The sequence below is a fragment of the Micromonospora sp. NPDC005298 genome (genome assembly GCF_040607375.1).
In the GTDB taxonomy this organism is placed as follows: Bacteria; Actinomycetota; Actinomycetes; order Mycobacteriales; family Micromonosporaceae; genus Micromonospora.
Map to the genome: position 1 here is coordinate 12,689 of NZ_JBEXGP010000023.1, position 25,731 is coordinate 38,419.

The following is a 25,731-nucleotide window of genomic DNA, read 5'->3' on the forward strand; positions in this document are numbered from 1 at the left end:
CCCGTCGCCGGCCGGAGTCAGTCGGCCACCCGGCTGAACGTCATGATCCAGTTGGTTTCCCAGGTGCGCTCGCCGTCGACCGAGAACGCCTGCTCCCAGCGCGCGGTCGTCGCGCTGATGTCCGACCAGATGAACCGGCACCGGACCGGACGCCCCTCGTGCTGGTCGTCGGCGTAGAAGCGGCCCACGCCGTCGACGAAACGGCCCACCATGGGCGGCTGCTCCAGCACCCCGGCGCCGCTTGTCATCCAGTGGATCGACCACTGCCCGGTGGCCGGGTCGAAGATCCGCAGCGTCGCGCCGGCGGAGCCCTTCGTCGGGAAGGTGATCTCGTCGAAGTGACCGCCGCCGGCGAAGAAGCCGTGCGCGACCGACACCCCGGGGAACTCCTCCCACTCGTCGGACGCGACCAGCCGCTCGCGCAGCCGGCGGTTGACCACGTCCCAGGTGCCCACGAAGAAGTCGAAGTCGCCCATCAGCGGCCCACCGGCCCTTCCGCTCGGGTGTCGCACAGGTAGCCGGTCAGGTCGGGACGTTCCGGTGCCAGCATGTGCCGGACCCAGGCGGCCCGCTCGTGCTCGAACACCGCCAACTCCCAGACGCAGCCCACCGCGGGACGGTGGACCGGGACGAAACGCGTCGGGTCCCGGTCCGGGCAGTCGAGCGCGGGCTGCCCGGCCGCCGCGACGCGGACCTCGACCGCGTTGTCCCACACCCAGGTGTACGCCAGCAGGTAGGCGCCGGTGTCCGCGCCCCGGTGCAGCACCACCCACCCGGCGGACGGGGTGCCGTCGTCGGGGACGTCGGCCAGCAGCGCGGGCAGCAGGTCGTACGCGGCCTTCTCCACCTCCGGCTCGACGGGCCGTTGCGGCTGGTCGATGTGATAGCGCTTGAGCTGCCGACCGTCCACGGTGACCGGTCCGGGCGCTCGCAGATCCTTGTCGCGAAAAGCCATGCCGGGACGGTAGGACCACTCCCCTGACAGCTAGTGTCAGTGAAGTGCGGGCCAGTCGACTCCTCTCCGTCCTGCTGCTGCTCCAGGCACACGGCCGGCTCACCGCCGCGCAGCTCGCCGAGCGCCTGTCCGTCTCCCCCCGCACCATCTACCGGGACGTGGAATCGCTGCACGCCGCCGGCATCCCGCTGTACGGCGAGGCCGGGCACGCCGGCGGCTACCAGCTCGTCGACGGCTGGCGTACCCGGCTGACCGGTCTCACCGCCGAGGAGGCCGACCGGCTCTTCCTGGCCGGGCTGCCCGGCCCGGCCGACGAGCTGGGCTACGGCGACGTGGTGGCGGCACTGCGACTCAAGCTGCACGCCGCGCTGCCGGCCCCGCTGCGCGACCGGGCCACCCAGCTCCAGCAACGCTTCCACCTGGACACCCCCGGCTGGTACGCCGACGGCGACACCTCCCCCGAGCTGGCCCGTACGGCCGAGGCGGTCTGGCGCCAGCACCGCGTCGAGGTGCGCTACCGCAGCTGGAAGGGCGACGTGACACGGGTGCTGGAGCCGTACGGTCTGGTGCTCAAGGGCGGCCGGTGGTACGTGGTGGCCGACCAGCCGGGCCGAGGTCGACCGGCTACCTACCGGGTCAACCAGATCCTTGCGCTGACTCCCCTGACAGAGGGGTTCGACAGGCCCGCCGACTTCGACCTGCCGTCCTGGTGGCGGGCGCACGTGGCCCGGTTCCGGGCGGACCTGCACCGCGACGAGGCCACCGTCCGGCTCTCCCCCGCCGGCCGGCAGCGGCTGCGGGAGATCGGCAGCGATCCGGTGGTGGCCGCCGTGGACGCCAGCGCCGGTCCGCCGGACGCCCAGGGCTGGGTCACCGCGGTGCTGCCGATCGAGTCGCTCACCCACGCCCACGGCGACCTGCTGCGCCTCGGCGCGGACGTGGAGGTGCTGACGCCCGTCGCGCTCCGCGAGCGGCTGGCCGCCACGGCGGCGGGACTGGCCGCCCTCTACGCCCCCGCCGGACATTCGGACAACCGCGCCGATACGGCAGGTGATCCGCGGTGACGTGGGCCGCTCGTGGTGGCCGCTGGCACGGGTCTGGGAGAGTGTGTGCTCGTGGACGCGCTCTCGGTACGGGGACTCAGCCGTAACTTCGGCAACCTGGTGGTGCTCGACGACGTGAGCTTCACGCTCCCGCCGGGGCGGATCGCCGTGGTGCTCGGCCCCAACGGCAGCGGCAAGACCACCCTGCTGCGCTGCGTCGTCGGCGCCGACCGGCCCGACGCGGGCGAGGTGCGGGTGCACGGTTACCGGGCCGACGAGACCGACCCGCAGATCCGGGCCCTGATGGCCGCCGCCCTGGACGACATCGACTTCTTCCCCGACCTGTCGGTGGTCGAGCACCTGGAACTCGTCGCGTACGCCCACGGGGGCAGCGCCGAGCCGGTCGAGGAGGTCATCACCGAGCTGGGGCTGGGCCCGGCCCGCGACCAACTGCCGGTCACCCTGTCCAGCGGGCAACGCCGCCGGCTCGCCCTGGCGTCGTGCTTCGTCCGGCCGCGCCGGGTGCTGATCCTCGACGAGCCGGAGCAGCGCCTCGACGTCGCCGGCCGGCAGTGGCTCGCCGACCGGCTGCGCCGCGAACGCGACGCCGGCACCACTGTGCTGCTGGCCTCGCACGACCCGGAACTGATCGACGCCGTCGTCGACGAGCGGATCGAGATCGGCCGGTGACCGCCCCACCGGCCACGATCGCCGGGACGCCGGCCGGGCTGCCCACGGCCCGCCAGGTCCGTACCCACCTGCGCCGAGCCCGTCGCCGGCACCACGAGCACTCCCTCGGCGACGTGCTGGGCGACGCGTACGTCATGGTCCTGTTCGTCGGCATGTACGGCTGGTTCGCGATCAGCGCGAGCCGGGACATGCTCGACTCCCCCACGGTGGGGCGGGCCGAGCCGGGTGTGCGGTGGTGGCTGGCGGTCGCCGCGCTGCTCACCGGCGCCGGGCTGGCCTGGCGTGGCCTGCGCGCGTTCGGCCCGCTGCTGGTCACCCCGGCCACCCAGAGCTGGGTGACGAGCGCGCCCGTCGACCGGCGGGCCTGGCTGGCACCACGCCTCGCGGTCCTGCTGGCCGGCGCCACCGCCGGCAGCGCCCTGCTCGGCGTGGCCGTGGCGGCGCTCGGCGGCGTCGCCGACCCGGCCGCCCTGGGCTGGGCCGCGGGTGCCGGCGCGGGCTGGGGTGCCGCCGCGCTGGCGCTGAACGTCGTCGCCCAGAGCAGTCGGGCGGGACGACGGTGGCCGACCGTGGTCGGTGCTGCCCCCATGGTGGCCGCCGCCGTCATCACCGCCCTCGTGGTGCTCACCGGCCGCCTCGGCGACGGGCTGCCCCGACCGGCGTCGACGCCGACGATCGTCCTGGTCGCCCTCGGGGTGCCCCTCGCGGTGGCGGGCACGGTCCTCGCGGTACGGGCACTGCCCCGGGTCGACCGGGCCACCCTCACCACCGGCGCGCAGTTCGCCAACGCCGCCGCCACGGCCACCATCCTGCTCGACCCGAGCCTGCTCGCCGGCCTGGTGGAGAGCCGCCGCTGGCGACGCATCGGGCGGGTCCGCAGCAGCCGCTTCCTGCCCGGCCCAGGCTGGTGGGCGCTGCTCCAGGCCGACGTACGCCGGCTGCGCCGCCACCCCAGCGCCCTGCTCATCTGGGCGGCCCTGATCGGCGTCCAGTACGCCGCCGCGCTCGCCCTGCCCGGATTGGCCGGCGCCGCGCAGGTGGTGTTCGCGTACCTCGCCGCCGCCCGGCTGACCGGCGGGCTGCGCGCGATCAGCCGGTCGACCGGGTTGCGTCGGGCGCTCGGCGGCAGCGACGCCCTGCTGCGCGGCATCCACGTGGTGGTGCCGGCACTCGGCGCGGGCCTGTGGTGGGTGGCGACCCTGCCGACCGTGGAGCCCGGGCCGGCGTGGCTCGCGCCGACGCTGGCGCTCGGCGTGGTGGCCGCCGCGTTCCGCGCCGCCACCCGACCGCCGATCGACTACGGCGGCGCGACGGTCAACACGCCGTTCGGGATGGTCCCGGTCGACCTGCTGCGGCAGGGCGCACGTGGACCGGCGCTGCTCGCCGTGATCGTGCTCGTCCAGCTGTTCCTGGGCTGACCGGGCCGCTCGTCGCCCGAGGCGTGCCCGTCCTCGCGTCCCGGGCGTGCTCAGACGGTGTCGCCGGGAACGAGGTGGCGGTAGCCGGGGACCGTCTCGCCGAACCAGCCGGCGACGCCCGCCAGGCCACGCTCGTTGAGCTGCGCGTCGTGGATCGGGTACGCCCGTTCGGCGCCCACCGTACGGGCGAAGCGGATCGCCTCGTCGAGACGCAGCCACGACCCCTGCGCCGGGACGAGCAGGGTGTGCACCGCCCCGTCCGGCACGTGCAGCGAATCCCCCGGGTGGTACAACCCGTCGCCGATCAGGTAACCCAGGTTGGGACAATCGGGCTGACCCTCGTGGATGGGGGCGTGCCGGCCACCGTGGGCGCTGACGCTGATCCCGGCCGCCGTGAAGCGCTGCCCCGCGCGGACCCGGGTCACCGGCAGCGGGGCGAGGTCGGGCAGGCGGGCGCCCTCCGGGGCGTACACGGGGACACCGAGGCCGGCCAGCCGCAGCACGTCCACGTGGTCGGTGTGCTCGTGGGTGACCAGAACGGCGTCCGCACCGGCCAGGGCGCTCGGCTCGCTCCAGGTGCCCGGGTCGACGACGAGCACCCCGCCCTCGTGTTCGACACGCACGCACGCGTGGGTGAAGCGGGTGATTCGCATCCGGCGACGGTACGCCGCACCGGCTCGGGGTACTGCCCACCCATGCCCCAGCGATACGCGAACTACCCGAGGATCGCCCTGGTCACCGGCGCGGACTCCGGCATCGGCAAGGCCTGCGCGGTCGCCCTGGCCCGGGACGGCTTCGACGTCGGCATCACCTGGTACGGCGACCCGGACGGCGCCGAGCGGACCGCGACGGAGGTCCGCGCCACCGGTCGGCGCTGTGAGGTGGCCGAGGTGGACCTGACCGCGCTGCCGGACGCGGCCGCCGTCGTGGACGAGCTGGCCGACCGGCTGGGCGGCATCGGAGTGCTCGTCAACAACGCCGGCACGGGCGCCTCGACGCCGTTCGTCGACACGGCGTGGGAGCAGTGGCGCGAGGTGCTCGCCGTCGACCTCGACGCGCCGTTCCTGTGCGCGCAGCGGGCCGCGCGACGGATGCGGGCCGCCGGCGCCGGCGGCCGGATCGTCAACATCACGAGCGTGCACGAGCACGCTCCCAGGGTGGGCTCCGCCGCGTACTGCGCCGCGAAGGGTGGGCTGGGCCTGCTGACCCGGGTGATGGCACAGGAGCTGGCCGCCGACGGGATCACCGTCAACGCGGTCGCCCCCGGCGAGATCGCCACCCCGATGACCGGTCAGGAGGACGTCGACCCGTTCACCGAGCGGAGGCCGGGCGTACCGGTGGGACGGCCGGGTGACGCCCGGGAGGTGGCCGCCGTGGTCGCGCTGCTCGCCTCGCCCGCCGCCGCGTACGTCACCGGGGCGTCCTGGCCGGTCGACGGCGGCATGCTGCTGATGGGGCCGCAGGCCAACGCGCTCACCACCGACGACTGGCGGACGGTCTGAGCGGACGCGCGGGACGGGGCGGCGCGGCCGGTCGTGAAGGGGACAGCGGGCGGCAAAGCGGGCACGTATCCTCCGCATTCCGGTGATCGGCGGCGGCGCCGACCGACGGCGAAGGGGGACCGGATGCCCGGATGGGCTGGTCGGGGTGGCCGCCAACGGCGTGCCCTCCTCGTCGGCGGGCCGCTGCTCGCGATGGCCGTGGTGATGCTGCTGGCGGCCTGGCGCAGCACCGGCTTCCTCAGCGACCTCCTGCTCAACCTGGGCGCCAGCGTCGTGCTCGCGGCCATCTCGTACGTCATCTTCGACCCCCTGTTCGAGGAGGCCCGAAAGGCGCGGGTGCAGGAGCACCTGAGCTTCGACCAGCAGGCCTTCGTGGCGCGGCTGCACCGCTCCGCCCGCCGGGTGCGCATCCTGGACACCTGGACGATCCTGCTGGAGCAGCGGCACCGCGAGGAGACCCTGACCGCCGTCCGCGCGGCCCTCACCAACGGCGCCCAGGTGCAGTTGCTCCTGCTCGACCCGGACTGCACCGCCGCCCAGCAGCGCTCCGAGGAACTGGAGCGGCAGCGGGTGAACGTACCGCGACAGATCCGCACCAACCTGCGCCACCTGGCCGCCTTCGCCGACACCCTCGACGCCCGGCTGCGACACCGGCTGCAGGTCCGGCTCTACGACGCGTCCCCGTCGATCCAGCTCTACCAGTGGGACGGGCGGGCCCTGATCTCGTTCTTCCCGATCGGGAAGCTGTCGTTCAACGTGCCCCAGCTCGAGGTGGACATGGACAGCCCGTGGGGCGGGTTCGTGCACGCCCGGTTCGAGGAACTGTGGGAGCACCAGCAGGCCACCCTGGACCTGGAGCGGTACTGGTCGGTCACGGTCACGCTGCGCCACGACGACCTGGACGTGGTCGAGGTGCGGGTGCCCTACGTGACGGTGGACGGGCAGCACTACGTCGACTGCCGTGGTTTCCGGGTGACCGGGCCGCTGACCGTGCGGGCCGTCCTGCCGCCCCGCGCACCGGGTGCCACCCCCACGGTATTCGCCCTGGCCGAGCCGGTCGACGAGGACCGTACGCCGGTCGCCGTCGTGGCACGGCAGTTCGACCAGAAGTACGGGCACGGCGACGGGGAACGGGCGATCCGCCGACTGGTGCCCCCGCCGGGCGGTCCGCGTACCCCCTCTCCCCGCACCTCGGCCGCCGGCGACACGCACGGACGGTGACCCCGGCCCGGTCGGGCCGGTCGGCGCGCGGGACAATCGGGGTGCCGCCTCCGACCACCAGGAGCCCTTCCGTGTCATCCAGCACCGCCCCACCGCCCGGCTCGGCGCGGTTGCGCGCCGACTGCGGACGCTGCTTCGGGCTGTGCTGCGTGGTGCCCGCGTTCGCCCGCTCGGCGGACTTCGCCATCGACAAGCCCGCCGGGCGGCCCTGCCCGAACCTGGGCGCCGACCACCGCTGCGGCATCCACACCGAGCTGCGGCAGCGCGGGTTCCCCGGCTGCACGGTGTTCGACTGCTTCGGCGCCGGGCAGCAGGTCGCCCAGGTCACCTTCGGCGGGCGGGACTGGCGCGACGCGCCGGAGACGCTGCCGGCGATGGCGGAGGCGTTCACCGTGCTGCGTCCCCTGCACGAGCTGCTCTGGTACCTCACCGAGGCGGTCGCGTCACGCCCGCCGGCCGGCCTGCGCGCCGACCTGGAACGCGCCCACGCCGAGATTGAGGCGCTCACCGCGGGGGACCTCGCCCGGCTCCGTCTGGTGGACGTCGACGAGCGGCGGGAGCGGATCAACCCGCTGCTGTCACGGGCCAGCGAGGCGGCGCGCTCCCCCGGCGGCGCCGACCACCGCGGCGCCCCGCTGCTCGGGGCCGACCTGCGCCGGGTCGACCTGCGCCGGGCCAACCTGCGCGGCGCGCTGCTGGTCGGTGCCGACCTGCGCGGCGTCGACCTGGGCCTGGCCGACGTGACAGGCGCGGACCTGCGCGGCGCCGACCTGCGGGGCGCGGACCTGCGCACGACCCTCTTCCTGCACCAGGCCCAGCTCGACGCCGCGCGGGGTGATATCCGCACCGGGGTGCCGGCGGCACGTACCCGCCCGGCGCACTGGACGGCACTGGCGCTCACCCCGGTACGCCAGGCGTCGCGGACCGGCGGACGGCGGAGCCGGCCCCGCTGAGCGTGAGGTTTCGACGCTGACCACGCCGGGTAGCCACCGCCGACGCGTACGGCATCGACGGGGGGCACGGCGTGGGCTACCGAAAGCGCGACGGTGAGCTGCCGGCGGACCCGGCACATGCCGAGGACGAGGCCGGCCAGGTGCCGTTGGTGCAGGTCGAGGCGGACACCGAGGTCCCACCGCCGGACGACACCGACGTGCCACCGGACATCGTCACCGAGGACAACAGCTCGGGCATGACCGGCGGCTCGTCCGGCAGCAGCGGCGGTGGGTCGAGCATGCCGGGGCATCCGGACGCCACCCGCTGAGGGGGTTCAGCGGCCGGCCAGCGCGCCCCGCGCCTCGGTCATGCCCTTGTTGGCGAGCCGGTCGGCGCGCTCGTTCTCCGGGTGCCCGTTGTGGCCCTTGACCCACAGCCAGGTGACCTGGTGCCGCTCGCAGGCCGCCTCCAGCCGCTGCCACAGGTCGGCGTTCTTCACCGGCTGCTTCGCGGCGGTCCGCCACCCGTTGCGCTTCCACGACGCGAGCCAACTGGTGATGCCGTTGCGCACGTACGTGCTGTCGGTGTGCAGCTCCACCGTGACGGGACGGTTCAGGCTCTCCAACGCCTGGATGGCCGCCATCAGCTCCATCCGATTGTTGGTGGTCGGCGTGGCCTCGCCGCCGCACAGCTCCCGCTCGTGGTCGCCGTAGCGCAGCAGGGCACCCCAGCCACCCGGCCCCGGGTTGCCACTGCACGCCCCGTCGGTCCAGATCTGCACTCCCCTGCCGGCCGCCGCGTCCACCATGCCCGGCAACCTACCGGGCAGCGGCGCCTCCCCGGACGCTCGGGGGGCCGCCGCGCCGGGCGGGAACCACTAGGGTCGGCGGGATGGATCGGCACGTCGCGTTCGACCGCCTGCACAACTTCCGCGACCTCGGCGGCTACCGCACCGAAGACGGGCGCACGGTGCGGTGGCGCCTGCTCTACCGCTCGGACTCGCTCGGCAAGCTCGCCGACGCCGACCTGGACCGGTTCCGGGCCCTGGGTGTGCGTACGGTCATCGACCTGCGGTATCCGTGGGAGATCGCCGGGCGCGGTCGGGCACCGGACGTCCCCGGGATGGCGTGGCACAACCTCAGTGTCGAGCACCGCCCGTACGACCAGGCGACGATCGACCCGGCGCTGGACCCGTGGCGTCACCTCGCCGACCGGTACGCCGAGGTCGCCGAGGACGGGGTGGACGAGCTGCGCCAGGCACTCGAGCTGATCGCCGCCGCCGACGGTCCCCTGGTCTTCCACTGCGCCTCCGGCAAGGACCGCACCGGCCTGCTGGCGGCGCTGCTGCTGGCCCTGCTCGGGGTGGACGAGGACCAGATCGCCGCCGACTTCGCGCGCACCGAGCTGGCCACCGAACGCCTGATCGCCGACTGGCGGGCCCTGAACCCCGACCGTGAGCTGCGCTGGCCGGGGTACGGGCGGGCGCCGGAGGCGATCATCCGGCACTTCCTGGCCGACCTGACGACCGCGTACGGCTCCGTCGTCGGGTACGCCACCGACCGGCTCGGCGTGGACGAGGCGCTGACCACCCGACTACGTGAGCGTCTGCTGGACCGGTGACGCCCGGGCGGAACAGCCGATAATCACGCGCGCCGCCCGGGCCGGTCTGCCAGAGTCGATCGTCATGGACGACGGGAACTGGGACGGCCTGCGGGCCGAGGTGCGGCGACGGGTCGACGACCTGATCGCCGCCGGCAGCGAGTCGGGCGTGCAGGTGGCGGCGTACCTCGACGGCGAGCCGATCCTCGAGGTGCACGCCGGGTTGGCCGACCGGGCCACCGGCCGGGTGTTGACCGCCGACACGCCCGTCTGGAGCGCGTCGACGGGCAAGGCGTTGACCGCGACCGTAGTGCACGTCCTCGCCGAGCGCGGGGAGCTCGACTACGACCTACGGATCGCCGACGTGTGGCCGGAGTTCGCCAGGCACGGCAAGGGCGGCGTCACGCTGCGGCACGCGCTCACCCACACCGCCGGGGTCCCCGCGCTCCCGGCGGACGTGACACCGCGGGACTTCACCGACTGGGACCGGATGTGCGCCATCGTCGCCGACGCGGAGCCGATCGCCCCGCCCGGGGAGCTGAAGGCGTACCACGCGTGGACGTTCGGCTGGCTGGTCGGCGAGGTGGTCCGCCGGGTCACCGGCCGGCGCGTCTCGCAGGTGCTCGCCGAGGACGTCGCCGGGCCGCTCGGGGTGCGCGACGAGCTGTACCTCGGGGTCCCGGAGACCGAGCTGGGACGGCTGGCGCCTGTCGAGGACCGCAACCTGTCCGCGCTGTTCGCGTACGCCGCAGCGAACCTGCCGAACTTCGACCGGGTCGCCCCGTCCGGCGTGCGGCCCGGCGCGGAGATCGGCGCCCGCGTCGACGTGCTCGCCGCCGACGTGCCGGCCACCGGCACGATGACGGCCCGCGCGGCGGCCCGGATGCTCGCCGCGCTGATCGGCGAGGTGGACGGCGTGCGGCTGATCTCGCCGATCCGGCTGCGCGCCGCCACCACACCGGACCGGGCGGGTCCGGAGTGGGTGTTCGGCCAGGAGAGCACCTGGGGCCTCGGGTACGCGGTGGATGCCGACGGGTCGTTCGGCGCGGCCGGCAGCGGCGGCAGCCTCGCCTTCGCCTACCCCGGGTTGGGGCTGACCGTCGCGGCGACGAAGACACTGCTCGGCGCCGGTGACGGCGACCCGATGGAGGACCTGCGGGTGCTCGTCCGCGACGCGGTGGCCGCCCGGCGCTGACCCGCCCGGGTCAGCCGGGCGGCGCGGCGCCCACGACGGCCGCCGGGATGGCCGGCGCGGGCCGGGTGGGGCGCATCCGGTCCCGCAGGCGGTGCGCCGCGTCGCCGGCCGTGGCGGTGATCATCGGCAGCAGCCGGGTGGAGTTCATGACCGCGACCTCCTCGGCCGGGGTGGTGACCCCGTCGAGGAAACGCAGCACCCGTTCGGCGGGGTTGCGGTCGAAGAGCCGGTCGAAGAACTCCGGACCACCGACCCCACCCCGGTCCAGGGCGCGCAGCGCCACCGCGTCCATCCAGCGGTGCCGGCGCGGGTACGCGGGTGCCGGCACCGGCGGGCAGCCGGCGGCGAGCGCGCGGGCCACCTGGTCGGCCTGGCGGTACATGGCGGAGAAGGTGAACCCGGTGGACGGGCGGGTCGCGCCGCCGGCCGTGCCGAGGCGTACCACCCGGGGTGTCGGCCGGGCCGGGAACGGCGCGTCGGTCATCGGGATCACCCCGTTCTCCACCTCGCGGACCCGCAGGCCGGTCGGGTCCAACCCGAGCAGGTCCCGGTAGCCGGCGAGCGCGGTGTCGTACCCGGCGTCGGTGAGCAGGTCCGGGGAGAACTCGGTGTACTCGACCAGGGCGTAGCGGTCGCTGACCGGCAGCACGTACCCGAACGAGACGCCCCGGGGCGGCTGCGGGGTGCGGAAGTCCATCAGCACGGCCCGCGCCGGGTCGAAGACGGGCCGGTCCGCCTCCAGCCACCAGCCCCGGAAGTGCTGCAACCAGGTGGTACGACCCGCCCGTGCCGGTGGGCGGGGCCGCGAGTCCAGGACCCAGTCGGCCCGTACGACCGAGCCGTCGCCGGCGCGCACCAGCACGCGGGAGCCGTCGTCCGTCACCGTCTCGGCGGGCGCGACGATCCGGGTGGCGCGCAGGCGTCGCTCGGCCTCGGCAGCCCGGTCGTAGACCGGGCCGGAGCGGAGCATGGCGTACCGCAGCGGGGTGAGGTCCAGGACGCGGCGCCGCTCGGGCGTGGCCACCTCGACCTGCTGCCAGCTCGCGCTGAGCAGTGGGTCCAGGTCGGGGTGCGGGCTGCCCCAGAACGCCCAGGTGCGGTCCTGGCCGCGCCGGCGCACCGGGTCGACGACGGCGATCCGCAGGTCGCGCACGTCGTGCCGGTCCAGTGCGGCGAGCAGCAGCGACGCGGCGCCTCCGCCGCCGAGCAGCGCGAGGTCGACGTCGAGCGGCGCGGAGTCGGTCACCCGCACCACGCTGCCACACGGCCCGGCCGGCCCACGCGCCGCCACCCGGGCGATCAGCGGCCACCTCGGGACCCGGTGGAGACCGGCGAGCGGTGCCGGCGTGGCACGGGTCTTGGGACAGGCGACGTGATACCTCGCCATCGCCCCAGGGACGACAGCCCGACCGCAGGAGACATCGACGGAGCACCGGTGCCGGTCGGCCCGTCCGGGCCTTCGGGCAGCTCTCCCCGCCTTCGGGTGGACACGTGACGGCAACGAGGATTTCTCATTTTCACCTGATCGAGGTCCCAACCCACCTAGTGTTGGGCACACCGGTGCTAGTCACGGAGTTGGCCACCCGAACGACGTCCCACGCAGTCAGCGGACGAAAAGTGAGGGAAGACGCGTATGAAGCTCTCAACAGCACTCTGCTCAGCGGCGCTCGGCGTGGGCCTCGGCACACTCCTGCTGCCAGGCGCCGCGCTGGCCGACACCACCGTGTCACCGGCCACCACCCCGGTCGGTGGGACCGTCGTGCTCACCGCGACGACCTGCAACCCGAAGTCGGGTGACGCCCTCTTCCGCGTCACCGGCCCCGACCGCGACCAGAACGTCCGATCCACCACGGCCGCCGCCGGCGGCGGCCTCAGCGCCGAACTCTTCACCGCCGGGTTCACCCTGGGCACGTACACGGTGGCCGCCACCTGCGGCGACGGCAGCGCGGCGGGCAGCGCCACGTTCACCGTCACGCCGATCGGCGGCGCACCGGCCGGCTCCGGCGGCGACAGCCGCGACACCGGCGCCCTCGCCGCCGGCGGCACCCTGCTCGGCACCGCCGTCGCCGGCGCGGTCGTCCTGTTCCGCCGGCGCCGCCCGGTGTCCGCCGTCGCCTGACCGGCGACCCGCTCCATCCCTGAGGACGGGTGCCCGTGCCGGTGATCCCGGCGCGGGCACCCCGACGATCCCATACGGAGGTGTGCGCGTGTGGTGGCGGCGGACCCTGCCGGCGGTGGTCGCCCTGCTCGGCGTGACCGGGCTGGGACTGATCACCGTCGGCCTCACCGCCGACCCGGCGCGGCCACCACGACCGCCGGCCCACGCGCCCACCCGCACCCACCCCGCGCCGGACCTGCCACCGCTGCCGCGCGCCGCGCCGGTGCGGGTACGGATCCCCGCCATCGACGTACGCGCCGAGATCGTCCCCGTCGGCGCGGACGCCGCCGGGGTGCTGGAGGTGCCACCCCTGGACCGGCCCACCGTCGCCGGCTGGTACCGGCACGGCGTCAGCCCTGGCGAGACCGGCAACGCCGTCCTGGTCGGACACGTCGACTCACCGGCCGGCCGGGCGGTCTTCTTCGACCTCGGTCGCCTGCGCGCCGGCCAGGAGATCGAGGTCACCCGCGCCGACTCCCGGGTCACCACGTTCACTGTGGACGACGTGCGCGCGTACCCCAAGGACCGCTTCCCCAGCACGCTGGTCTACGGCCCGGCGGACGCCTCCGGACTGCGCCTCATCACCTGCGGCGGGCCCTTCGACTCCGCCACCGGCAACTACGTGGACAACATCGTCGTCTTCGCCACCCGCACCGCCTGAGCCCCGCCGCCCGCCTGTCGCACGCCCGACCCCGTTGGGCAGAATGCGGTGACACCATCGGTGATCGGGGCGGTACGCCGACGACGGGGGAACACGGTGGTGGACCAGCGGGCGGTACGGGACCGGGCCCGTCGGGGCGTACGCGCGCTGGCCCGTCGCCTGCTCGGACGGGCCGAGGACGACTCCCCCGCCCCTCGCCGATCCAATCCGGACGCCGTGGTCGACTGCGCCGTCTACGTCAACGGACGGCGGGAGCCGGGCCGCCCGCACTACGCCGACGCGTACGCCCGGACCCGACGTGGACGCGACGCCTTCGTGTGGCTGGGCCTGCACGACCCCGGCCCGGCGGTGCTCGCCGCGGTGGGCCGGACCTTCGGCCTCGACGAGCTGACCGTCGAACAGGCGCTCGCCGACGGGCACCGGCCCACCGTGCAGCGACACGGGTCGGTGACGGTGCTGGTGCTGCGCACCGCCGGGTACGTCGAACACGACGAGCTGACCGACACCTCCGAGGTGATCGACACCGGCGACGTGATGGTGCTGCTCGGCGACCGGTTCGCCCTCACCGTGCGGCACGGCGCCGCCGGGGCGCTGCGCAGCGTACGGGCCGACATCGAACGCCGCACCGCGCTGCTGGCCACCGGCCCGTGGGCGGTCGCGTACGCGGTCTGCGCCCGGATGGTCGACTCCTACCTGGAGGTGGCCGGGCACGTGGAACGTGACCTGGAACGGGTGGAGGAGGCGGTGTTCGCCCGCGACCGCTCCGCCGACATCCAGCACATCTACCAGCTCAAACGGGAGGTGGTGGAGTTCAAGCGGGCGGTCCTGCCGTTGCAGGCTCCGCTGCGGACACTGCTCGCCCCGGACGGCTCGGCCGGCCCTCCCCGTGCGTTGCACCGCTGGTTCGTCGACGTCGACGGGCGGTTGAGCCGGGCGGTGGACCGGGTGGCCGCGTACGACGACCTGCTCACCTCGATCGTCCAGTCCCGCCTGGCGCAGCTCGCGGTCGAGCAGAACAACGACATGCGCAAGATCGCGGCGTGGGCCGCCATCGCGGCGACCCAGACCGGCGTCGCCGGCATCTACGGCATGAACTTCGAGCACATGCCGGAGCTGGCCTGGCGCTACGGCTACGCCGGCGCCCTGACCCTGATGGCGGTGGCCGCCCTGGCCCTGTACCGCCTGTTCCGCCGCTCCGGCTGGCTGTGACGGCGGCGCCCCGGCACGCTCAACGGTGTCGGGAGAGGAAGGCGCGGATCCGGGCCCGGGGGTTGTCGGTCAGTTCGGGGCCATGGGTGAACGCGGCGGTGTCGTACTCCAACTCGCCGAGGACGTGGGCGGTCCGCCGGGTCATCCGGAAGTCGCTGCACAGCATCTTCGGCGAGTAGCGGACCCCGAGCACGTTGAACATGGCGTCCCCGGTGACCAGCAGGCGGGTCGGCTCGTGCAGCAGCGACACGTGACCGGGCGAGTGACCGGGGGTGTGCACCACCCGCAGGCCACCGCCGACGTCGAGCACGTCGCCGTCGGCAAGTGGCTGCGCCACCTCGACCGCCGGGAAACGGCCGCCGGCGACCCGGGAGAGGATCCGGCCGACGGTCACCGCCGGGTCGCTCGTCGGCGCGCGCCCCTTCTCGGCGTACGGCACGTCGGCGGCGTGCGCCGCGACCGGGGCACCGGTGCGGCGGGACATCTCCGCCGCGCCACCGGCGTGGTCGGGGTGCGCGTGGGTGAGCACGATCCGGGTGACGTCCGCCGGCACCTTGCCCATCGCCGCGAGCCCGCGCACGATCCGGGCCGGCGCCTTCGCCACCCCGCAGTCGACGAGCGTGACGCTGCCGTCGTCGTCGACGAAGGCGTACGAGTTGACGGCCGACCGGCCGATGGTGGGGATGCGCCAGACGTTCGGGGCGAGCGGCACCGCGGGCGAGCGCGTCATGCCGCGAGTCTAGGGACGAGCGTCAACCCGTCGGCCTGCGTCGGGGCCCGCGGACGGGTGCGGCAGGATGTGGGCGTGGGCAAGGGTGGTGCGCGGCGGCGGGCGAACGCGACGACGGGGCGGGCGTGCCCGTGCGGATCCGGGCAGGCGTACGCGCAGTGCTGCGCCCCGGTGCACGGCGGCGCGACCCAGGCGCCGACGGCCGAGGCGCTGATGCGGTCCCGGTTCAGCGCCTTCGCCCTCGGCGACAGCGGCTACCTGCTGCGCAGCTGGCACTCCTCGACGCGACCCGCCCTTCTCGACCTGGACCCGGGGCAGCGGTGGACCCGCCTGGAGATCGTCGACACCGAGCGGGGTGGTCTGCTCGACAGCGCCGGCACCGTCACGTTCCACGCCCACTACCGGGACGCTGGCCAGGCCGGCACGCTGACCGAGCGAAGCCGGTTCGTCCGTGAGGACGGGCGGTGGGTGTACCTCGACGGCGAGCAGCGCTGACGGCTGCGCCGAGCGCCCGCCCCGGCGTACGATGACGTCGGCGCCGTCCCGCGCCGCACCTCCCTCCCGGCGCTCACGCCGCCGGCCACGCGGAGGCAGAGGGGGCCCGGAGCCCTCGCGACGAGGTGCCACATGCCCCACTCCGGCGGGGTCGGCGGGAGCGTGGGTCCCGGTGACCGCGCCGTCGACCGGGAGCATGTGATGACCAACCAGCGATCGTTCAAGAACCGGGTCCGCGCCCGAATGGCGAAGACCGGCGAGAGCTACACCACCGCCCGCCGGCACCTCATCGGTCGGGCCACCGCGCCTGCCTCCGACCCGGTGCCGCCGGCCGCCGCCGCGCAGACCGAGCGGATCTCCGACGACCTCGTCCGCGAGCGGACCGGACGCGGCTGGGCGCAGTGGTTCGCCGTGCTCGACGCCGTGTCCGCCGCCACCCGGACACACACCGAGATCGCCCGCCATCTGGTGACCGAGCACGAGGTGCCGGGCTGGTGGGCGCAGAGCATCACCGTCGGGTACGAGCAGGCGCGCGGCCTACGCGCACCCGGCCAACGACGCGGGGGCGGCTTCGAGGCAAGCGCCAGCCGGACGGTGGGGGCGCCGGCACCGCGGCTGTTCGAGGCCTTCGCCGACGACGCGGCGCGCGCCCGTTGGCTGCCCGACGTCGAGGTACGCGTACGCACCGCCACCGCGCCGCGCAGCTTCCGGGCCGACTGGGCCGGTGGTCCCACCCGGATCGTGGTGGGCTTCGACGCGGTCGGCGAGTCGAAGACCCGGGTCAGCGTCCTGCACGAGAAGCTGACCGGAGCCGAGCAGGCCGCGGAGTTGACGGCGTACTGGCGGGAACGGCTCACCGCGTTGAAGGTGCTGCTCGAGTCGAACGGAGACCTCCGATGACAATGACCTTCGTCAACCTGGCGGTGCGCGACCTGACCCTCGCCGCGGAGTTCTACCGGGCGATCGGCTTCACCACCGACCAGACAGGGCCGACCGGCGACAGCATGCTGCTCACCATCTCCGACACCACCCGGCTGGTGCTGCACGTCCGCTCGGCCTTCGAGGCGTACACCGGGGTCGCCGTCACGGACACGGCGACCAGCCGCGAGGTCGTCGTGGGGTTGTCGGCGTCCAGCCGCGAGCAGGTCGACGAGCTGGTCGACCGGGTTGTCGTGGCCGGCGGGGAGTCGCTGGGTCCGGGTCTCACCAACGGTCCGATGTACATGCGCGGCTTCCGGGACCTCGACGGCCACCAGTGGTCGTTCCTGCACATGGCGGGCTGAGCGTCGGTGCCCGGCGGCGGCCCGATCCGGCCGCCGCCGGGCGCGGTCCTCACGTCGAACCGGGCACGGCGACGCCGACGGGCACGGCCGCCGGGCGCCGGCGGCGCCGCAGCAGGACCAGGGCCAGGAGGAGGTACGGCCCGGCTGTCACCGCGAAGGCCACCGCGTTGCCCACCGCCGTGGCGAGCAGTCCGTAGGCGGTGTACGTCCCGATGATCAGCAGGTCGGTGGCCATCCCGGCCAGGGACGTGACGGTGGCGCGGCTGTCGCCGGTGATCCGTGCCTGGAGCCGCGCGTCGGCCAGCACGGTGGCCAGTTGCGCGGCCCCGAAGGCCACCGCGAGCAGCACGAAACCGGCCGGATGCCGGAGCAGCGCGCCCCCGGCCAGCGCGACACCGACCAGGCCCAGCAGCGCCCCGTAGCCCCGGCCGCCCAGCCGCTCCCCCGCCGGGGCGAGCAGCCCGCCGACGGTCACCCCGGCCCAGAGCAGCAGGAGCAGCAGCGGCACGGCGCGCGCCCCGACACCGGTGTCCAGGGCCAGCAGCGGGATGTACTCGTCCAGGGCGCCCCAGTCGGCGGCGACCACGGCGACCAGCAGCACGGCGGACCGCACCGCAGGGCGGGTGTGGACCTGCGCCACCCCTGCCCGCAGCGTCTCCCACCAGCCCAGGTCGCCGTCGTCGGGTGCGGCAGACTCCCCCGCGACGGGCGCGGCGCGGTGCTCCGGGAACCGGGCGGCGACCGTGGCGGCGAGCAGGCAGGCCAGCACGCTCGCCGCGCCCACCACCGGGTACCCGCCGGCCGCGAGCACCGGGCCGGCGAGCACTCCGGAGAGCACCACGCCCAGCACACCCGCCGTCCGGGCACGCCCCAGCACCCGGGCGTACCGGCCGGCCGCGCCGAGCCGGTCCAACTCGGTCCAGACCAGCGCCTCCAGCGCGCCGGAGACCAACGCGCCACCGGCGCCCCAGAGCAGGAAACCGACCGCGAACGCCGGGTACGACGGCAGCAGCACCCAGAGCGCGTACCCGGCGGCGGTCACCAGCGGGGCGAGACACAGCAGCAGTCGGCGGGACACCACGTCGGCCCACGCGCCGGAGGGCACCTCGAACAGGATGCCGGCCGCCGACCAGAGCACGAAGAGCGACGAGATCTGCCCCACCGACAGCCCGGTGTCGGCGAAGAACACCACGTACAGCGGGTAGAGCAGGACGAGGTCACTGAGGAACGCGTACCCGTAGAGGGTGCGGGTCAGCCGGCGGAGCGCCGGGTCGGGCACGCGCGGGATCATGTGGATCATGGGGCCTTCCCGTGGGAGTGGAGACGGACACCGGACGTGCGGTGTCCGTGGCGGTCCACGGGATCGGCCTACGCCGCTGGATCAACATCGCCAGGTCATGTCGGCGATGCTAGACAAGCCTCTCGGCCTCGGCCAGCGTTTTCGGGGCGTGGCGTAACGACGAGGCGGGGCGGGATCCCGGAAGATCACGCCCCGCCGTGCCGCTGACGGTCAGCGCCGGTCGACCGGCGGGATGACAGTGGTGGCCTCGCTGTCGTCGCCGAGGCGCTGCCCGGGCACCGTGGGGTCGGTGCCACCGCGGACCACCTGCGTCGCCTCCGGGTCGGCGCTCACCACCTGCGTAGCGTCCGGGTCGGTGGGGCGGGCGACCACCTGGGTGGCCTCCGAGTCGGCGGGGCGGGCGACCACCTGGGTGGCCTCGGAGTCGGCGGAGGGTCGTACGACCTGGGTGGCGTCCGGGTCGACCGCCGGCCGGGTCACGACCTGGGTGGCGTCCGTGTCGGCCGGCCGCGTCACGATCTGGGTCTGCTCCGGATCGCTGGCGGGGGCCGACGCGCGGGCCAGTTCGGCCTCGGCGTCGCGGCGTCCCTCCCGGTAGGCGCGGGCGTGCGAGGCGATGAGCTGCGACTCCTGCTCCGCGCGGGTCAGCCACGACTCCCAGCGGCTCTGCATCGGACGGATCAGTCCACCGCCGACGCCCACGACGAGGATGCCGCCGATCGTGGCCAGCACGGCGATCAGCACGGGCGTGGTGACGGCGGTGGCCACGCCGATCTGGTTCAGCGCGGCGATGACGCCGAGGCCGAGGATGAACACCGAGGCGATGGTCGCCAGCACCCGGCCGTACGACAGGCCGCCGAGCGCGCCGCCGATCAGGTCCTTGACGGCGCTGGCGATGGCCGCGGCCACCACGACGATGACGATCGCCACGAACGCACGGGGCAGCCACGAGATGACCGCGCCGAGCAGGTCGGAGATCGGGTTGGGTCCCCAGATGCCGAAGGCGAGCTGGAGGGTGAACAGCAGCACCGCGTAGTAGACGAGTTTCGCGACGATGTCGCTGGCGTCGTACCGGGATCGGCTCAACGCGCGGCGGACGCCGCCGCGCTCGACGGCGCGGTCGAAGCCGACCCGTTCGAGGACCTTTTCCACGATCTTCAGCACGGCCTTGGCGATCAGCCATCCGGCCACCAGGATCGCCAGGAAGGCGACGGCCTTGGGCAGGAAGAGCATCACCGAGCGGAGGGCGTCGCCCACCGCGTCGCTGACGTTGTCACTCATCTGGTCATTCCTTCACGCGGGGACAGCCGGAACGGTCGGCCCCGACCTACCCCCGGTGGCCCACGGGGAAACCCGACCTGCGGTGGGCGAGGTCTAGGTAGCTGGTGTTAGACGGCGGTTGACCGGGTCCCGGTCGACCGCCGTTATCGCGTGGTGGTGTCGGTTCGGTGCGCTGGTTCGAGGGTTTCGGGTGTTGAAACCGTTGCTGGGGCGGCGATGCAGGCCCTTCGGAGCGTTTGCCGGGTGGGATCAGCCGGGGCCTGTGGTCCTCAGGCGGGGTTGAGGGCCTAGCCGTGGAGGGTGTGGGTGAGGCCGAGGGTGGCGAGTCGGGCGAGGTTGACCGCGGCGGCGAGGAGGGTGAAGTCGGCGGCGACGCGGTGCCGGCCGCGCATGAGGGCGCGTCGTCCGCCGTGGCGGCGGCGCATGAGGTGGGCGATTTTGCGTTCGACTTTAGGTCGGGTGGCGCGGTAGTCGGCTTGCCAGGCGGGATCTTGCTGGCGGGTGCGGGCGGCGGTGAGGTGGGCTTCGTGGTGGCCGATGGTGATGCTGCGGCCGGTCTTGGAGTCGGTGCACTGCCCGCGGAGGGGGCAGGTGGCGCAGGCGGTGCCGAAGTCGGCTTTGCCGGCGTGGCGGGCGTGGCCTTTGACCGGCCGGATCGGGATGGTGGTGCCGGCCGGGCAGGTCACCGTGGCATCTTGGAGGTTGATGTCGAAGCGGTCCTTGGTGAACTTCCCGGTCGGTGCGACGGGCGGCTGGACCTTGGTCTTGGCGTCGATCCCGGCGCTGTCGAGCCGCTGGAGGACCTCGCCGGCGCCGTAGGCCGCGTCACCGTAGACGGCGGCGGTGTTGGTGGCGGTGGCGGTGTCGGTGGCGGTGTCGGTGGCGACGGCCGGGTCAGTGAGGTCGGCGATGAGCCCGGCGACCGGTTCGACATCCCCAACGTTGCCAGCGGTGACCACGGTCGCGGTGACGGCCTCGACGTCCGGGGCAACGATGTGGCCCTTGTAGCCGTCGAAGCCGCGGTGGCTGGTCTTGTGCCCGTGCCGGGCCTCGGGATCGACGGTGGAGATCACCCGATCCGGGGCGACTTTCCGGGCGATCCGCAAGGTCCCGTCATCGCCTGATTCCAGGTCCTGACCCAGGACGGTGGCCAGCAGCCGCATCGCCTGACCGACCGACTCGGGTAGGTCCGTGAGCCCGTCGAGGACGGCCAGCAGGGCGTAACCGTCGCGGGCACGGGAGTCGACGAGGGCGTCGCGGGCGGTCTTGTCGTCCCAGTCAATGACCGGCTTGCCGGTCGTGGTGTAGTCATCACCGCTGGACAGCACCGCCCGCAACCGCCCGACCAGGTCACCGCCGGCGGCGGCGAGCAGACCCCGAATCGCCGAGCGGATCAACGTGATCGTGTCCATCGTCGCGACCGCGTCATACAAGGGCGTGGAGTCCAGGACCCGCCGCCGGCCCAGCAGCCCGGCGGCCCGAGCGGCATCCAACGCCACCTCGAAGATCCGGGTCCGGGCGGTCCGAACGACGCAGCCGTTCCCGCATGTCGACCAGCACCGTGTGGGCGAACCCCACCCGGCCTGCCCCGTCCCAGCCACCGACCCCCGCGGCGTAACGCCAACGAGCGTCGAACATGAGCCGGTCCACCGCCTCCCGATCCGACAACCCCTCGAGGCGTTGCAGCACCATCACCGTGGCCACCACCGACGGCGGCACCGACCGGCGACCCACCGCCGCGAACAGGTCGGTGAACAGCCCGTCCGGGAACAGCGCCTCCCGATGCTCATGCAAGAACGTGAAGATCGAGTTGGCCGGTAACGCCTCGTCGCAGAACCGGCTCACCGGATCCAGCAGGTCCAACTGCTGTGAAGCCACACCCAACGCCACACCAACAAACTACCTGAAATAGATAGAAAACGATGGCCGCCACGCCAGTGACGGCCATCGTTTAACACCAGTCGCCTAGGCGTCGTTCTTGCCCCAGTTGCCGAGTGCGACGATCGCCTCGCGCAAGGCGAACCCGCGATCGGTCAGCGCATAGGCCCGGGTGTTGTGTCGAAGGGGCAGGCGGAACAGCACGCCAGCCGCTTCGAGCTCGCGCAGGCGTGTCGCGAGCATGTTCGTCGGCACACCGAGGTCGCGCTGCAGATCGCCGTAGCGTTGTGGCCCGTCGAGCAGCCGTTCCACGATGAGCAGGGCCCACCGTGCTCCGACGATGTCGAGGGCCGCGGCGAGGTCGCTCACGCGGTCGGATCGGCGTCCGCCTTCATCCAGAACGGTGAGTAGTGGTAGCCGTCGGGGTCGTCGAATTGACGCTGGTACATGAAGGGGTAGTCGTCGGTGTCACCGATCCGCCCGCCAGCGGCGCCCGCGCGGTCGATGAGCTCGTCGACCGCCTCGCGGCTGCCCAGGTCGAACGAGACCGTGACCTTCGAGGGCGTCTGAGGTCCGCCAATCAGCTCTTCGACTCCGCCGACGCTCGCGTACATCTCGCGGCTGCCGAGCATGACGTACTGCTCGGGGGCGATCGCGAAGCACGATACGTTGTGGTCGGACATCTCGGCGTTAAGGGCCCAGCCGAGGGCGGTGTAGAAGGCGGTTGCGCGCTCAACGCTCTCGACCGGGCAGGTGATGAAGAGGCTCATGGGGCCATGCTTGCAAAATGCAAGTAGTCCGTCAAGCGGCACGCGTCCCGCACATGGGTCGGTTACTGCCTACGTCTGACATGACGGTCGGCTACCGCGTGCGGCGTCAGCGTCGGTCTGCACCGCGGTTAAGAGGTTTGCCAGGTGCCATCCAGTGTCCAGCGACGGAACCGGGAGTAGGCGCCCTTCCAAGAGCCAAGTTCGTCAGGAAGGTCCCGCCATGGTGAGCCGGTGCGGTACTTCCAGGCGATCGCCTCGATCACCTCGCGGTGGTCAGCCCATCGGTCGCCGCGTCGCGGCGACCGGTCCGGCAGATACGGCTCGATCCGAGCCCACATGTCATCAGAGATCCATCGACGAACCGGCACGCTTCGTCAACGAGCCGCCTTGATCCGAGAGACGCTCCCTAGCGCGCGGGCGAGACTTGGCAATATTCTCCGGAGTGCGTGCGGCCACTGGAGCTACTTTTCATCCCCCCCGCCGTCGGCCGCAGGAGGAGACTTTCATGCACGTCGAGCATTCCGAAATGGACCGCCGGACGCTGCTGCGCGCCGGTCTCGGCGCCGCCACGGTCGCCGTCGTCGGGAGCGAGCTCGCCTTCCCCGCCGCGGCGCAGGCCGCCCCGGGCACCGACCTGGACTGGATCATCAGCTGCGACGAGTGGGCCGCGCGGCCGCCGAAGGACCCGCTGTCGGTCAGCGCCATCCCCACCAACAAGATCATCGTGCACCACATGGCGTTCCCGAACGTCACCGACTACTCCCGCGAGCAGGCGGTGAAGCTGGCCCACGACTGCCAGGACCTGCACATGGACGGCAACGGCTGGTCCGACACCGGCCAGCACTTCACGGTCAGCCGCGGCGGTTACGTGCTGGAGGGCCGCCGGGGCAGCCTGGAGCGCCTCGAAGCCGGCGACCGGCAGATGATCTCGGCGCACTGCCCGGGAGAGAACGGCCGGGCCATCGGCATCGAGAACGAGGGCACCTACGTCACCGAGACGCCCCCGAAGGCGCTGACCGACTCGCTCGTCAAGCTCTGCGTCGCCGTCTGCCGGCAGTACGGCCTGCACGCGTACGACATCTTCGGGCACTGGGACTTCCGCACCACCGCGTGCCCGGGGGCGGCCTTCTACCGCCAGTTCCCCGAGCTGCGGCGTCAGGTGCACGCGGCCCTGGGCACCAGCGCCGGTGACGTGCCCGCGCGCCGCTGGCCGGACCTGTGGCGGTTCGTCAACTCGCCGTCGGTCCGGGTCGTGCAGCACCTGCTCGCCTTCCGGGGCTACGCGGTGACGGTCAGCGGCACGTTCGACGCCGCGACCGTCGCGGCCGTGCAGGACTGGCAGGCGCGCAACGGCATCCCCGTGGACGTGGACGCCACGCTCACCACCCCGACCTGGGAGACCCTGGCGCCGGAGCTGGACCAGCACGCCACCGGCGCGCCCGTCACCGCCGTACAGGAGATCCTCGCCACCAAGGGGTACGCGGTCACCGTCACCGGCGCGTACGACCACGCCACCCGGGCGGCCGTTCAGGACCTCCAGGTGCTGCACGGCCTGCCGCGCAACGGCAAGCTCAGCACGAGCACGTGGTGCGCGATCGTCGGCGGCACGGTCCGTCAGAGTCTGCGGCACCGCTGAGCCGAACGGCGGCGGTGCGGGGCGCACCCGCACCGCCGTCGAGGTGAGCTGCCGTCCCGTCGACCGGATCGTCGCCGGCACCCGGTCCCGGCGCTGACCAGCGCCGTTTCACCCGTGGGCCGGTTTGGGCCGCCGCCCGGCCGGAAAGAGACCCGGGCATGACATGGGCCCGTCGAGCCGTACCCGCCGTCGCCGCCGCCATGGCGGCGCTCGCCGCGCGGGACCTCATCCAGCGCGACCACGCGCTGCTGCGCACCTTCCCGGTGGTCGGTCGCGCCCGCTACCTGCTGGAGGCCATCGGGCCGGAACTCCGGCAGTACATCGTGGCCGGCAACAACGAGGAGCGTCCGTTCACCCGGGACCAGCGCCGCTGGGTGTACGCGTCGGCGAAGCAGCAGAACAACTACTTCGGGTTCGGCACCGACAACGACATCGAGTACACCCCCGGCTATCCCATCATCAAGCACCGTACGTTCGGCCGGGCCGTGCCGCCGTCCACTCCGGGCGCCGGGCACGACGTACGGCTGCCGTGCGCGAAGGTGCTCGGCGCCGCCCGGGGACGGGCCCACGCGTTCCGGCCGGAGTCGGTGGTGAACATCTCCGGGATGAGCTTCGGCTCGCTGTCGGGCAACGCGGTCACCGCGCTCAACAAGGGGGCGGCGCTCGCCGGCTGCCTCCAGAACACCGGCGAGGGTGGCCTGTCGCCGTACCACCGCAACGGCGGTGAGCTGGTCTTCCAGCTCGGTACGGCGTACTTCGGCTGCCGTGACGAGCACGGCCGGTTCAGCCTGGACCGGCTCAAGGACCTGGTCGCGGGCGCGCCGGTGCGGGCGCTGGAGATCAAGCTCAGCCAGGGGGCCAAGCCCAGCCTCGGCGGGCTGCTGCCCGGGGCGAAGGTGTCCGCCGAGATCGCCGCGACCCGGGGTATCCCGGCCGGCCAGGACTGCGTCAGCCCGTCCCGGCACGCCGAGTTCTCCGACTGCGACAGCCTGCTCGACTGGGTGGAGTTGCTGGCCGCCGAGACGGGCCTGCCGGTCGGCATCAAGTCGGCGGTCGGTGACCTCGGCTTCTGGCAGGAGCTGGCCACCCTGATGCGCGACACGGGCCGGGGCGTCGACTTCGTGACGATCGACGGCGGCGAGGGCGGCACCGGCGCCGCGCCGCTGATCTTCACCGACTCGGTGTCGCTCCCGTTCCAGCAGGGCTTCTCCCGGGTGTACAAGGTCTTCGCCGAGCACGACCTGCACGAGCGGGTGGTGTTCGTCGGCGCCGGCAAGCTCGGCCTGCCGGACAACGCCGTCGTGGCCTTCGCGCTCGGCTGCGACATGGTCAACGTGGGTCGCGAGGCGATGCTCTCGATCGGCTGCATCCAGGCGCAGAAGTGCCACACCGACACCTGCCCCACCGGGGTCGCGACGCAGAACGCCTGGCTGGCCCGGGGCCTCGACCCGACCCTGAAATCGGTCCGGGCGGCCAACTACCTCGGCACGCTGCGCCGCGACCTGGTCAAGGTCGCCGAGGCGTGCGGCGTCGAACACCCCGGCCTGATCGGCACCGACGCCGTGGAGATCCTGGACGGCCGCACCGGCTCCACCCCACTGCACGAGGTGTACGGCTACCGGCCCGAATGGGGACTGCCGTCGCCCGCCGACCAGGCGGAGATCATCCGACTGATGACCCCGGAGGTTCCCCAGGGCGGCAGCGCCCCGCCGTCGGCGACAGCCGTCGGCTGAGGCGTGACAAACCCGTTGAGACGCCGGTCGGGGCCTCCTAG

The 25,731-nt window shown here is 73.5% G+C and carries 30 protein-coding genes; 17 read left to right on the forward strand and 13 right to left on the reverse strand.

The genetic code is table 11. The features are described from left to right. Nucleotides 1–17: 17 nt before the first annotated feature. Nucleotides 18–476 (reverse strand): hypothetical protein, encoded by a 459-nt coding sequence (locus tag ABZS77_RS24665; protein WP_354827179.1) that lies wholly within the window; start codon nucleotides 474–476, stop codon nucleotides 18–20. Further along, nucleotides 476–955, reverse strand: a complete 480-nt coding sequence (locus tag ABZS77_RS24670) for a hypothetical protein (protein ID WP_354827182.1) — start codon at nucleotides 953–955, stop codon at nucleotides 476–478. The genes ABZS77_RS24665 and ABZS77_RS24670 overlap by 1 nt, the downstream gene beginning before the upstream one ends. A gap of 44 nt (nucleotides 956–999) precedes the next feature. Between ABZS77_RS24670 and ABZS77_RS24675 the strand changes: the two genes are divergently transcribed. From ABZS77_RS24675 to ABZS77_RS24685, 3 genes are read left to right on the forward strand one after another with little or no spacing between them, the layout of a single operon-like run. Further along, nucleotides 1,000–2,019 (forward strand): WYL domain-containing protein, encoded by a 1,020-nt coding sequence (locus ABZS77_RS24675; RefSeq protein WP_354827185.1) that lies wholly within the window; start codon nucleotides 1,000–1,002, stop codon nucleotides 2,017–2,019. Between the two features lie 45 nt (nucleotides 2,020–2,064). Further along, nucleotides 2,065–2,688: an ABC transporter ATP-binding protein gene (locus tag ABZS77_RS24680; RefSeq protein WP_354827187.1), complete on the forward strand. Its 624-nt coding sequence runs from the start codon at nucleotides 2,065–2,067 to the stop codon at nucleotides 2,686–2,688. After that, complete coding sequence (locus ABZS77_RS24685) at nucleotides 2,685–4,106, forward strand: DUF6297 family protein (RefSeq protein ID WP_354827191.1); 1,422 nt, start codon at nucleotides 2,685–2,687, stop codon at nucleotides 4,104–4,106. Before ABZS77_RS24680 ends, ABZS77_RS24685 begins: the two co-directional genes overlap by 4 nt. Before the next feature lie 50 nt (nucleotides 4,107–4,156). On the opposite strand, the gene ABZS77_RS24690 is transcribed toward ABZS77_RS24685, so the two are convergent. Further along, nucleotides 4,157–4,759: an MBL fold metallo-hydrolase gene (locus ABZS77_RS24690; RefSeq protein ID WP_354827194.1), complete on the reverse strand. Its 603-nt coding sequence runs from the start codon at nucleotides 4,757–4,759 to the stop codon at nucleotides 4,157–4,159. A 42-nt stretch (nucleotides 4,760–4,801) separates the two neighbouring features. Here ABZS77_RS24690 and ABZS77_RS24695 point away from each other — a divergent pair, with 42 nt between their 5' ends. From ABZS77_RS24695 to ABZS77_RS24710, 4 genes are all read left to right on the forward strand, one after another. Continuing rightward, nucleotides 4,802–5,608 (forward strand): SDR family oxidoreductase, encoded by an 807-nt coding sequence (locus tag ABZS77_RS24695; RefSeq protein WP_354827197.1) that lies wholly within the window; start codon nucleotides 4,802–4,804, stop codon nucleotides 5,606–5,608. 123 nt (nucleotides 5,609–5,731) lie between these two features. Next, nucleotides 5,732–6,829 (forward strand): DUF5919 domain-containing protein, encoded by a 1,098-nt coding sequence (locus tag ABZS77_RS24700; protein ID WP_354827200.1) that lies wholly within the window; start codon nucleotides 5,732–5,734, stop codon nucleotides 6,827–6,829. Nucleotides 6,830–6,900: 71 nt separating this feature from the next. Then, nucleotides 6,901–7,782: a pentapeptide repeat-containing protein gene (locus ABZS77_RS24705; protein ID WP_354827203.1), complete on the forward strand. Its 882-nt coding sequence runs from the start codon at nucleotides 6,901–6,903 to the stop codon at nucleotides 7,780–7,782. Between the two features lie 71 nt (nucleotides 7,783–7,853). After that, nucleotides 7,854–8,090, forward strand: coding sequence for a preprotein translocase YidC (locus ABZS77_RS24710; protein ID WP_139582895.1), 237 nt, complete (start codon nucleotides 7,854–7,856; stop codon nucleotides 8,088–8,090). Between the two features lie 6 nt (nucleotides 8,091–8,096). On the opposite strand, the gene rnhA is transcribed toward ABZS77_RS24710, so the two are convergent. Beyond that, a complete protein-coding gene (rnhA, locus tag ABZS77_RS24715) occupies nucleotides 8,097–8,570 on the reverse strand; it encodes a ribonuclease HI (RefSeq protein ID WP_354827205.1) in 474 nt (157 codons plus the stop codon). Nucleotides 8,571–8,653: 83 nt separating this feature from the next. On the opposite strand from rnhA, the gene ABZS77_RS24720 reads away from it, so the two are divergent. After that, nucleotides 8,654–9,382, forward strand: coding sequence for a tyrosine-protein phosphatase (locus ABZS77_RS24720; RefSeq protein ID WP_354827208.1), 729 nt, complete (start codon nucleotides 8,654–8,656; stop codon nucleotides 9,380–9,382). 64 nt (nucleotides 9,383–9,446) lie between these two features. Further along, entirely contained in the window at nucleotides 9,447–10,556 is a 1,110-nt protein-coding gene (locus tag ABZS77_RS24725; protein WP_354827212.1) for a serine hydrolase domain-containing protein, read from the forward strand. A gap of 10 nt (nucleotides 10,557–10,566) precedes the next feature. Here ABZS77_RS24725 and ABZS77_RS24730 read toward each other — a convergent pair whose 3' ends face one another. After that, nucleotides 10,567–11,802 carry a lycopene cyclase family protein gene (locus ABZS77_RS24730; protein WP_354827215.1) on the reverse strand — a complete coding sequence of 412 codons (1,236 nt, stop codon included), beginning with the start codon at nucleotides 11,800–11,802 and terminating at the stop codon, nucleotides 10,567–10,569. Between the two features lie 387 nt (nucleotides 11,803–12,189). On the opposite strand from ABZS77_RS24730, the gene ABZS77_RS24735 reads away from it, so the two are divergent. The 3 genes from ABZS77_RS24735 (at nucleotide 12,190) to ABZS77_RS24745 (ending at nucleotide 14,584) form a co-directional block, all read left to right on the forward strand. Next, nucleotides 12,190–12,675, forward strand: coding sequence for a hypothetical protein (locus tag ABZS77_RS24735; protein ID WP_354827218.1), 486 nt, complete (start codon nucleotides 12,190–12,192; stop codon nucleotides 12,673–12,675). Between the two features lie 88 nt (nucleotides 12,676–12,763). After that, nucleotides 12,764–13,375: a class F sortase gene (locus ABZS77_RS24740; RefSeq protein ID WP_354827220.1), complete on the forward strand. Its 612-nt coding sequence runs from the start codon at nucleotides 12,764–12,766 to the stop codon at nucleotides 13,373–13,375. 99 nt (nucleotides 13,376–13,474) lie between these two features. Then, a complete protein-coding gene (locus ABZS77_RS24745) occupies nucleotides 13,475–14,584 on the forward strand; it encodes a magnesium and cobalt transport protein CorA (RefSeq protein WP_354827342.1) in 1,110 nt (369 codons plus the stop codon). Between the two features lie 19 nt (nucleotides 14,585–14,603). Here ABZS77_RS24745 and ABZS77_RS24750 read toward each other — a convergent pair whose 3' ends face one another. After that, the gene (locus ABZS77_RS24750) at nucleotides 14,604–15,314 is read right to left on the reverse strand and encodes an MBL fold metallo-hydrolase (RefSeq protein ID WP_354827223.1); all 711 of its coding nucleotides are present in this window, start codon (nucleotides 15,312–15,314) and stop codon (nucleotides 14,604–14,606) included. Nucleotides 15,315–15,389: 75 nt separating this feature from the next. Between ABZS77_RS24750 and ABZS77_RS24755 the strand changes: the two genes are divergently transcribed. The 3 genes from ABZS77_RS24755 (at nucleotide 15,390) to ABZS77_RS24765 (ending at nucleotide 17,092) form a co-directional block, all read left to right on the forward strand. Then, nucleotides 15,390–15,809 (forward strand): YchJ family protein, encoded by a 420-nt coding sequence (locus ABZS77_RS24755; RefSeq protein ID WP_354827225.1) that lies wholly within the window; start codon nucleotides 15,390–15,392, stop codon nucleotides 15,807–15,809. Nucleotides 15,810–16,010: 201 nt separating this feature from the next. Further along, complete coding sequence (locus ABZS77_RS24760) at nucleotides 16,011–16,709, forward strand: hypothetical protein (protein WP_354827227.1); 699 nt, start codon at nucleotides 16,011–16,013, stop codon at nucleotides 16,707–16,709. Then, a complete protein-coding gene (locus tag ABZS77_RS24765) occupies nucleotides 16,706–17,092 on the forward strand; it encodes a VOC family protein (RefSeq protein ID WP_354827230.1) in 387 nt (128 codons plus the stop codon). Before ABZS77_RS24760 ends, ABZS77_RS24765 begins: the two co-directional genes overlap by 4 nt. Nucleotides 17,093–17,141: 49 nt before the next feature. Here ABZS77_RS24765 and ABZS77_RS24770 read toward each other — a convergent pair whose 3' ends face one another. The 7 genes from ABZS77_RS24770 to ABZS77_RS24800 all read right to left on the reverse strand — a co-directional run bounded on the left by ABZS77_RS24770 (nucleotide 17,142) and on the right by ABZS77_RS24800 (nucleotide 22,659). After that, nucleotides 17,142–18,392: an MFS transporter gene (locus ABZS77_RS24770; protein ID WP_354827232.1), complete on the reverse strand. Its 1,251-nt coding sequence runs from the start codon at nucleotides 18,390–18,392 to the stop codon at nucleotides 17,142–17,144. Nucleotides 18,393–18,602: 210 nt separating this feature from the next. Next, the gene (locus ABZS77_RS24775) at nucleotides 18,603–19,673 is read right to left on the reverse strand and encodes a hypothetical protein (RefSeq protein ID WP_354827235.1); all 1,071 of its coding nucleotides are present in this window, start codon (nucleotides 19,671–19,673) and stop codon (nucleotides 18,603–18,605) included. Nucleotides 19,674–19,960: 287 nt separating this feature from the next. Then, on the reverse strand, nucleotides 19,961–21,085 hold the full coding sequence (locus tag ABZS77_RS24780; protein WP_354827237.1) for a transposase: 1,125 nt from the start codon (nucleotides 21,083–21,085) through the stop codon (nucleotides 19,961–19,963). Nucleotides 21,086–21,098: 13 nt separating this feature from the next. Beyond that, on the reverse strand, nucleotides 21,099–21,563 hold the full coding sequence (locus ABZS77_RS24785; RefSeq protein WP_354827240.1) for a transposase: 465 nt from the start codon (nucleotides 21,561–21,563) through the stop codon (nucleotides 21,099–21,101). Nucleotides 21,564–21,638: 75 nt separating this feature from the next. Next, nucleotides 21,639–21,920, reverse strand: a complete 282-nt coding sequence (locus ABZS77_RS24790) for a helix-turn-helix domain-containing protein (RefSeq protein WP_354827242.1) — start codon at nucleotides 21,918–21,920, stop codon at nucleotides 21,639–21,641. Further along, the gene (locus tag ABZS77_RS24795) at nucleotides 21,917–22,321 is read right to left on the reverse strand and encodes a VOC family protein (protein ID WP_101408982.1); all 405 of its coding nucleotides are present in this window, start codon (nucleotides 22,319–22,321) and stop codon (nucleotides 21,917–21,919) included. The genes ABZS77_RS24790 and ABZS77_RS24795 overlap by 4 nt, the downstream gene beginning before the upstream one ends. Before the next feature lie 128 nt (nucleotides 22,322–22,449). After that, on the reverse strand, nucleotides 22,450–22,659 hold the full coding sequence (locus tag ABZS77_RS24800) for a transposase (protein ID WP_354827245.1): 210 nt from the start codon (nucleotides 22,657–22,659) through the stop codon (nucleotides 22,450–22,452). 167 nt (nucleotides 22,660–22,826) lie between these two features. On the opposite strand from ABZS77_RS24800, the gene ABZS77_RS24805 reads away from it, so the two are divergent. Both ABZS77_RS24805 and ABZS77_RS24810 read left to right on the forward strand, forming a co-directional pair. Then, nucleotides 22,827–23,957 (forward strand): N-acetylmuramoyl-L-alanine amidase, encoded by a 1,131-nt coding sequence (locus tag ABZS77_RS24805; protein WP_354827248.1) that lies wholly within the window; start codon nucleotides 22,827–22,829, stop codon nucleotides 23,955–23,957. A 158-nt stretch (nucleotides 23,958–24,115) separates the two neighbouring features. Next, nucleotides 24,116–25,690, forward strand: a complete 1,575-nt coding sequence (locus ABZS77_RS24810) for an FMN-binding glutamate synthase family protein (protein ID WP_354827251.1) — start codon at nucleotides 24,116–24,118, stop codon at nucleotides 25,688–25,690. Nucleotides 25,691–25,731: the final 41 nt, after the last annotated feature.

What these genes read in the sequence shown, in the direction of transcription:
- ABZS77_RS24735 (WP_354827218.1), top strand. Translation starts at nt 12,190, where the DNA reads ATGAAGCTCTCAACAGCACTCTGCTCAGCGGCGCTCGGCGTGGGCCTC.
- ABZS77_RS24750 (WP_354827223.1), bottom strand. Translation starts at nt 15,314, where the DNA reads ATGACGCGCTCGCCCGCGGTGCCGCTCGCCCCGAACGTCTGGCGCATC.
- ABZS77_RS24780 (WP_354827237.1), bottom strand. Translation starts at nt 21,085, where the DNA reads ATGGACACGATCACGTTGATCCGCTCGGCGATTCGGGGTCTGCTCGCC.
- ABZS77_RS24670 (WP_354827182.1), bottom strand. Translation starts at nt 955, where the DNA reads ATGGCTTTTCGCGACAAGGATCTGCGAGCGCCCGGACCGGTCACCGTG.
- rnhA (WP_354827205.1), bottom strand. Translation starts at nt 8,570, where the DNA reads ATGGTGGACGCGGCGGCCGGCAGGGGAGTGCAGATCTGGACCGACGGG.
- ABZS77_RS24700 (WP_354827200.1), top strand. Translation starts at nt 5,732, where the DNA reads ATGCCCGGATGGGCTGGTCGGGGTGGCCGCCAACGGCGTGCCCTCCTC.
- ABZS77_RS24760 (WP_354827227.1), top strand. Translation starts at nt 16,011, where the DNA reads ATGACCAACCAGCGATCGTTCAAGAACCGGGTCCGCGCCCGAATGGCG.
- ABZS77_RS24720 (WP_354827208.1), top strand. Translation starts at nt 8,654, where the DNA reads ATGGATCGGCACGTCGCGTTCGACCGCCTGCACAACTTCCGCGACCTC.
- ABZS77_RS24810 (WP_354827251.1), top strand. Translation starts at nt 24,116, where the DNA reads ATGACATGGGCCCGTCGAGCCGTACCCGCCGTCGCCGCCGCCATGGCG.
- ABZS77_RS24795 (WP_101408982.1), bottom strand. Translation starts at nt 22,321, where the DNA reads ATGAGCCTCTTCATCACCTGCCCGGTCGAGAGCGTTGAGCGCGCAACC.
- ABZS77_RS24665 (WP_354827179.1), bottom strand. Translation starts at nt 476, where the DNA reads ATGGGCGACTTCGACTTCTTCGTGGGCACCTGGGACGTGGTCAACCGC.
- ABZS77_RS24725 (WP_354827212.1), top strand. Translation starts at nt 9,447, where the DNA reads ATGGACGACGGGAACTGGGACGGCCTGCGGGCCGAGGTGCGGCGACGG.
- ABZS77_RS24765 (WP_354827230.1), top strand. Translation starts at nt 16,706, where the DNA reads ATGACAATGACCTTCGTCAACCTGGCGGTGCGCGACCTGACCCTCGCC.
- ABZS77_RS24805 (WP_354827248.1), top strand. Translation starts at nt 22,827, where the DNA reads ATGCACGTCGAGCATTCCGAAATGGACCGCCGGACGCTGCTGCGCGCC.
- ABZS77_RS24770 (WP_354827232.1), bottom strand. Translation starts at nt 18,392, where the DNA reads ATGATCCACATGATCCCGCGCGTGCCCGACCCGGCGCTCCGCCGGCTG.
- ABZS77_RS24695 (WP_354827197.1), top strand. Translation starts at nt 4,802, where the DNA reads ATGCCCCAGCGATACGCGAACTACCCGAGGATCGCCCTGGTCACCGGC.
- ABZS77_RS24690 (WP_354827194.1), bottom strand. Translation starts at nt 4,759, where the DNA reads ATGCGAATCACCCGCTTCACCCACGCGTGCGTGCGTGTCGAACACGAG.
- ABZS77_RS24800 (WP_354827245.1), bottom strand. Translation starts at nt 22,659, where the DNA reads ATGTGGGCTCGGATCGAGCCGTATCTGCCGGACCGGTCGCCGCGACGC.
- ABZS77_RS24775 (WP_354827235.1), bottom strand. Translation starts at nt 19,673, where the DNA reads ATGAGTGACAACGTCAGCGACGCGGTGGGCGACGCCCTCCGCTCGGTG.